Origin of the sequence: Oleiagrimonas sp. MCCC 1A03011 (assembly GCF_003267965.1) — a bacterium.
GTDB lineage: Bacteria > Pseudomonadota > Gammaproteobacteria > Xanthomonadales > Rhodanobacteraceae > Oleiagrimonas > Oleiagrimonas citrea.
Map to the genome: position 1 here is coordinate 1 of NZ_MSPY01000055.1, position 716 is coordinate 716.

The 716-nt window shown below is 57.4% G+C and carries 1 protein-coding gene and 1 pseudogene; both read left to right on the forward strand.

Going from position 1 to position 716, the window contains the following annotated elements:
- The first annotated feature begins 15 nt into the window (after positions 1-15).
- Positions 16-213 (forward strand): AMP-binding protein, encoded by a 198-nt coding sequence (locus BTJ49_RS15330; RefSeq protein ID WP_343125545.1) that lies wholly within the window; start codon positions 16-18, stop codon positions 211-213.
- A pseudogene (locus tag BTJ49_RS16110) lies at positions 197-283 on the forward strand (2-keto-4-pentenoate hydratase); the annotation flags it as partial. The gene BTJ49_RS15330 and the pseudogene BTJ49_RS16110, both read left to right, overlap by 17 nt.
- Positions 284-716: the final 433 nt, after the last annotated feature.

Sequence of the window (716 nt, forward strand, 5' to 3'; positions counted from 1 at the left end):
GCCGAGCGCACCTTGTTGCTGGAGACCTGGAACCAGACCGAGGCTCCGTATCCGCATGACCTGTGTATCCACCAGCTGTTCGAGCATCAGGTTGAACAGCGCCCCGATGCCACGGCACTGGTCTATGAAGATCAATCGCTTACTTACGCACAACTGAACACGCAGGCCAACCGGCTCGCTCACCACCTGATCGAACATAAATGTGCAACATGACGTTGCGCAGGGGCGTCGCGTGGTAGGGCGTAAAGTGGGCCTGACACATCCGAAAGTGCAACAACAACTTTACGCCATTCAGCACATAAATGTGCAACATGACGTTGCGCAGGGGCGTCGCGTGGTAGGGCGTAAAGTGGGCCTGACACATCCGAAAGTGCCAGATCGCCGGTCTTGTACATTTTTGCATCCGGCTTGTCGACAAACGGGTCGGCAAGAAAGCGCTCGGCGGTGAGGCCGGGGCGGTTGAGATAACCACGGGCTACGCCGACACCGCCGATGTATATCTCGCCCACCGCCCCCAAGGGCACCGGCTGACCGTATGCATCCAAGAGCCTACGGACGTCGAACTAGTCGTCCGAGCGGACGGGGTGAAGGCTGAAGCGAAAACCACCGTTGATCGGCCCGCTGCTCAACTCCAATCTTGTTAGGTGCCATGCCAAAGTGTTTCGTAATTGAGGACGAAAGCCACGCTGAGCAAGTCAGTGAGCATCCGTCTTTAG